This is a genomic window from Halobacillus sp. BBL2006 (assembly GCF_000786645.1).
Classification (GTDB): Bacteria; Bacillota; Bacilli; order Bacillales; family Halobacillaceae; genus Halobacillus.
In genome coordinates this window covers 1-5,338 of record NZ_JRNX01000575.1, presented here as the reverse complement: position 1 = coordinate 5,338, position 5,338 = coordinate 1, and the positions used below count along the sequence as shown (strand labels likewise).

At 42.8% G+C, this 5,338-nt stretch carries 5 protein-coding genes; all 5 read right to left on the bottom strand.

Annotated elements, in window-relative coordinates:
* On the bottom strand, positions 1–799 hold a 799-nt coding region (locus LD39_RS16195), incomplete at its 3' end, for a spore germination protein (protein WP_035549765.1).
* 105 nt (positions 800–904) lie between these two features.
* Positions 905–2,197, bottom strand: a complete 1,293-nt coding sequence (locus tag LD39_RS16190; RefSeq protein ID WP_035549761.1) for an NCS2 family permease — start codon at positions 2,195–2,197, stop codon at positions 905–907.
* Between the two features lie 160 nt (positions 2,198–2,357).
* Complete coding sequence (locus tag LD39_RS16185) at positions 2,358–3,806, bottom strand: PH domain-containing protein (RefSeq protein WP_035549758.1); 1,449 nt, start codon at positions 3,804–3,806, stop codon at positions 2,358–2,360.
* The gene (locus LD39_RS16180) at positions 3,799–4,278 is read right to left on the bottom strand and encodes a PH domain-containing protein (RefSeq protein ID WP_035549753.1); all 480 of its coding nucleotides are present in this window, start codon (positions 4,276–4,278) and stop codon (positions 3,799–3,801) included. The genes LD39_RS16185 and LD39_RS16180 overlap by 8 nt, the downstream gene beginning before the upstream one ends.
* A 106-nt stretch (positions 4,279–4,384) precedes the next feature.
* On the bottom strand, positions 4,385–5,200 hold the full coding sequence (proC, locus tag LD39_RS16175) for a pyrroline-5-carboxylate reductase (protein WP_035549750.1): 816 nt from the start codon (positions 5,198–5,200) through the stop codon (positions 4,385–4,387).
* Between the last annotated feature and the right edge of the window lie 138 nt (positions 5,201–5,338).

The following is a 5,338-nucleotide window of genomic DNA, read 5'->3' as shown; positions in this document are numbered from 1 at the left end:
TCGGGCTCCCTTCTACCATAATAGCAACTCTGCCTTCCATGATATTGGCCACCACTCGGTCAGGACGTTCGGTATTCAACATTTGCGGAAAAGGAGAAGCCGGTTGATCTTCTATAAATTCTTCAACAAATCCAGGACTGTGGATCATGTCCGCGCTAATATACTTTATTCTTCGCTCAATTTCCTGAACGATGGTTGGATCTGTTACACCATCAAAATAAAATAATGCAAGGTTGGTATTCGTCTTTTTCCCTACCTTGAAATACTTCACAGTTAAAGAACGGTGCTCGATCCTCTTTCTCACCAAATTGATATTAATCATTAAATTCTCTACAAAACCATCATGAGAACCTCTGACTACTTTTTCATTTATAGGTTCTTCAACGGTACGGTTAAAAGCGGATGTGACATTGAATTGAGAAACCTTCCGGCTGCCGTCTTCCATGTAGATCGCATGACCACGCAATAAAGAAACAATAGCTTCTTCTAAATTTAGCGTTTCTTTAGAATTTGGAATTTCCGAAATCTCATCTACTTTTCCGAGTTCGATTGGTTCAAAAATATATTCCTGGACTTTTTCCTGGTCAACTAACGGCTGGAAATATATTAAAGCCGCGTTGCCTTTTTTCAACACACGGACCTTCAAATCATTCGTATGATTGAACTCATTCAAAAAATAGTCTACGTTTTTGGAAAGCTTATAAAAACTCGGCTGTTGCGGTTCCCGTTCTTGCTCTGTAATTTGCCTGTCTTCTATTCTTTTATGATCGCCAAAGAACCATCGTTTTATAAATCCCATATACATCACCTGAAATTATCATGCCTCAGTTCAATCAAACTATACTTTTATACCTTCCATATAATGAAAAAAACCGCAGCTTTAGCTGCGGTTCTCTAATGTCTATTAATGTGCAGGGAAAAAGACCATTTGTAGTATGAAAATGATCGCGAACATATAAAGTAGCCAATGAACACTTTTCCCTTTACCCATCACTAATTTTAAGACAGGGTAAGTGATGAATCCCATCGCAATTCCAGTTGCAATACTAGAGGTCAAAGGCATAGTCAGAATGATAATGAAGGCTGGAAAGGCATCATCGAAGGATTTCCAATTTACGTTGGCCAACCCTTCCATCATAAAGCAGCCGACAATAATGAGAACAGGTGCCGTGATGGCAGGCAGCCCTGAAACGGCTCCGACGAGCGGTGCAAAAAACATGGATACGAGGAACAGAATAGCGACTACTGTTGTTGTTAGCCCTGTTCTTCCTCCAGCGGCAACACCAGAAGAGGATTCAATATAGGCAGACGAAGGACTCGTACCGAACATCGCACCAACAGTTGTGGCAGAAGCATCAGCCATCAAAGCAGCTCTTGCGCGCGGGAGGCTGCCGTCTTTTCGAATGAATCCTGCCTGTTCAGCAACACCGACCATCGTTCCCGTCGTATCAAAAATCGTAACAAGCAAAAATGCGAAAATGACCGTATAAAGGCTATTCGAGAACACGCCTGCGAGATCGATATCCCAAAACACAGGAGCTGGTGGTGCAGACATCACTTTAGTAATCTCGAGCTGGCCAGTGAACAAACCTATGATTCCGGTAATCAGCATTCCTATAAATAATCCACCGGTTACATTCCTTGCGATAAGAATAAGCGTTATGAATAATCCCACAATCGTCAATAATGTTCCAGGTGCAGTCAAGTCCCCTAACGTAACCAGTGTCTCCTCACTAGAAACAATAATTCCGGACATTCGCAATCCAAGAAACGCGATGAACAATCCGATTCCGGATGTAATCCCATACTTCAACGAAGCAGGAATCGCAGTAATCAGCTTTTCTCTTAAACTCGTCAAACTTAAAATAACGAATAAAATCCCGGCCAAAAATACCGTTCCTAATATGACGGAATAACTTACGTCCTGTTGAATGACTTCGGTCACGAAATACGCGTTCATGCCCATACCAGGAGCGATGGCAATCGGGTAATTCGCGGCAAAAGCCATAATTAGTGTTCCTACAACAGCGGCGATGATTGTCGCCATAAAGGCTTGCTCAAATGGAACTCCTGCTGCTGATAGAATTCCGGGATTAACAACGACAATATAGACCATCGTCAAGAAAGTCGTCATCCCTGCCAATAACTCTGTTCTTACGTTTGTATGATTTTCCTGTAGCTTAAATTGATTTTTCATTTTAGAACACCTTGCTTCCAATAAAAATAACAACGGCTATTATAGTATCCTTTTTACGAACAAAAATCAATATTTTTATATCAATCGTTCGTTTTTAGGTTCAACACAAACAAAAAAAGCGGACCAAAGCTGAGCTCCGATCCACTTTTTCTAGTGCCAGCTAGTCTGGCCGATACCATCCTAGTATCTTTCTTGCCTCTTTTTCATCTAAATATAAGCATTGGGCGACGGCTCCTCCAACCCCTGACTTTAACGTCACTTTCACACTTTCCAAATTTACTCGTTTTTGCAAAATCGTTTGCGAAAGGGAGGCTGCCTGAATCCGATACTTCTTCATGACATAGGTTTGTTTGATAATCGACCGGCTTCGTAATGTCAATTGCTGATCTTTGACCTCCCACCCTGCATCATGAAAAGCGAGTAATCCTATACCTGTAAAAGCAAGAGCACCAAAGATGGACAACAACCCAAATGGAAAAAAGAAGATGCTTAACGGAATAACAGCGAGCCATGCAAACCAAGAATGGCGCATCATATATCGAGGCTTCGCTTTTTTAGGGGGACGGTTCCAGTTCACTTCTAAGTCATAATCGTCCATGATGTTTTTCAGCACATGCTGGATTTCTCTTTTCTTAATGAAAGGAAGCACCCTTAATTGTTGATCCGAATCATTCTGAAGTCCTCCACCTGCGCTGATCAACGTCACAGAAGCGTATCCGAAAGGCTGACGAATCAAATTTTCATCCATTCGCAGTCCTTGAATACGGTTTAATGGAATGGTCATCTGCTTTTTCTCCAGCCATCCCCTCGTTATAATTAAGTCTTCATTATCAAGTAATACGGTAAAATTCGCATAACGAAAGATCGTTAGTAAAATGGAAATGGCATAAGCAATAAGCAGAACCACTAAAGCTGTAAAAGCAACAATTAATACACCAATTTGAATCCAATCGAGGATGCGTCCATAAATCGCCCCTATCGGAAGAGCTTCCATGATCTGTGAAAAGAAGACACCTACTCCGGAAATGACGACACCTGCACCACCCGAAGTAACAGCCATCAGTACGATGTCCTTCATGTTCATTTCAAATACCTTTTTGCGAGAGGTCTCCTGAGGTTCAACGTCTTCCGTATCCTCTGATTCAAATTTGTTATTTTTTTCTCTAAGAATCAAAGCTTCCAATTCCTTTGCTTCGGTAAGCTTAATTGCCGTCAATTCCCCTTCTGCTTTCTGGTTATCTGTCGATCCAGCCGTTTCGACAGACACTTTTACAAGCTGGAATGGACGATGAAAGATTCCTTCCGAAAAATCAAGACTCTGGATACGCTCAAACGGGATATACCTTTTCTTACGGAAAAAGAGTCCATATTCAATGCGCAGCTCCCCTTCTTCTAAACGATAGGAAAACCGTAGCCACTTAACGATTCCGGCAACTAGAATCAACAAAAGAACTCCTGCCCATATTAACAACGGGATCCATTCGATCTCACCGCTCAAGATATTACCATTCAAAAAGAAAACAACGAGAATTGGCAGCAGGGCATCTTTTAAGCTTTTCACAAGATTGATGACGGCTGAAATCGGATGAAGGCGTTTCGGTTCAGACATCTTCTTCAGCCACCCTTGCTAACGATGATATCGACTGCCTCAGCTCTTCTGCTTCACGTTCATCGAGAGCAGGAATTTTATGTACAGTAGCAGCCGTCGATATGCTGATCGTAGATATCTTATATTTACGGAGCAGCGGTCCTTGCTCTGTATCTACGTGCTGGACCCTCACCATTGGAACGAGTGTCCGTTTAACAATCAGGATTCCATGCTGAAGTTCGATATCCTGGTCAGTCACTTCATATCGCCAACGCTTCCAATTCAACTCAGGAAGCAGCCATACGGAAAATAATAATTCTAAGAGGACGACTCCCGCTGCTATCGCTAAGAGCCAGGATGGCCAATTCCACAGCAGGATAGCGACAATCAGTCCGATACTGACCAATATCGTTATACCCACTTGGATCGCTCCATAAATCCTCCATAATGTGAGGGCTTTACGGGAAATTCTTTGCGCCGGTTCATTCCACATGAACACACCTCCTCAACCTTCTCTTCCCTATGCATACGATTGCTATATGATAAAGGTTTCATCCATACGAAAACCAGACATGAGAACATGTCCGGCTGATCGTAACCTATTTATTGCCTTTTGCCAATTGTCTGGACCTTTCAGTGCAGGCCCCCATAGTTTGAATGACGGCATTACGCAATCCCGACTCTTCAAGCTTTGTCACACCAGCGATTGTTGTCCCGCCTGGGGTACATACCGCGTCTTTCAAGTCACCTGGATGACGACCGGTTTCAAGCACCATCTTAGCTGCCCCCATGACAGACTGAGCCGCTAATTTATAAGCTTTATCCCTTGGAAAACCTTCGTTTACAGCTCCATCCGCCATAGCTTCAATAAACATATAGACAAAGGCCGGAGATGAACCGCTCACAGCTGGCACTGCATCCATCAGTTTTTCTTCAATGACCTCCGCTTCCCCGAAGCTTTCGAAGACCTCCAACACTTCAGCCAACTCCTGCTTGGTGACGAAATCATTCGGGCAGAGGACACTCATGCCCGCTCCGACTAGCGAAGGGGTGTTCGGCATGGAACGGATGACTTTCACATTCCTTCCAAAAGCCTCTTTCATTGCATCGAGTGTAATTCCGGCCGCCACTGTAACAACGACCGTGTCATCTCGCACTTCTTCTCGAATTTCTTGAATGACTCCTTGATAGACATAAGGCTTCACAGCTAAGAAAAGAATATCACTTTCTCTTGCCAGCCTCTTGTTATCCGCGGATATTTGAATACCATACTCGTCTGAAACAAAATCAATCGTTTCATCAGACAATGCCGTAGCCGCAATTTGTTCAGCTTCTACTAATCCGGCATCAATCATTCCTTGAATCATCGCCTGGCCCATTTGGCCGCAGCCGATGAATCCTAATTTTTTATTCACCGTACATCCCTCCTTAGTCTCTCCATTGTATAGGAATCTTTCTTACATCACAATTCCATATAAAAATAGTGGAAATTTACGTAAAAGCATAGTAAATATTTCTTGTTTTCTGTAGAAAAGGTTTACAAATTATGGCTT

Excerpts from the sequence above, each read along its gene's own strand:
- LD39_RS16185 (WP_035549758.1), bottom strand. The coding sequence starts at position 3,806 with ATGTCTGAACCGAAACGCCTTCATCCGATTTCAGCCGTCATCAATCTT.
- LD39_RS16180 (WP_035549753.1), bottom strand. The coding sequence starts at position 4,278 with ATGTGGAATGAACCGGCGCAAAGAATTTCCCGTAAAGCCCTCACATTA.
- LD39_RS16190 (WP_035549761.1), bottom strand. The coding sequence starts at position 2,197 with ATGAAAAATCAATTTAAGCTACAGGAAAATCATACAAACGTAAGAACA.